Source organism: Corallococcus sp. 4LFB (assembly GCF_046520365.1).
Classification (GTDB): domain Bacteria; phylum Myxococcota; class Myxococcia; order Myxococcales; family Myxococcaceae; genus Corallococcus; species Corallococcus caeni.
In genome coordinates, this window is sequence record NZ_JBKGHJ010001282.1 from 1 (window position 1) to 335 (window position 335).

General features: G+C 72.8%; 1 protein-coding gene. It reads left to right on the forward strand.

Going from position 1 to position 335, the window contains the following annotated elements:
• The coding region (locus tag ACLEQD_RS45330) for a hypothetical protein (RefSeq protein WP_410392063.1) at nucleotides 1–335 on the forward strand (335 nt) is incomplete at both ends.

Here is a 335-nt window from a genome sequence, read left to right on the forward strand (position 1 = left end):
GCAGCCGGTGCCGGTGGGTGTGCCCGGAGAGCTGTACCTGGGCGGAGAAGGCCTGGCGCGCGGCTACCTGGGCCAACCGGGCCTGACCGCGGAGCGCTTCGTGCCGAACCCGTACGGTGCGGCAGGGACGCGGCTGTACCGCACGGGAGACAAGGCGCGGTGGGGCCGGGACGGGACGCTGGAGTACCTGGGCCGCATCGACTTCCAGGTGAAGGTGCGCGGCTTCCGCATCGAGCTGGGAGAGGTGGAGACCGCCCTCGGCGAGCAGCCCACGGTGCGCGACGTCGTGGTGGTGGTGCGTGAGGACGCACCGGGCGACAAGCGGCTGGTGGCGT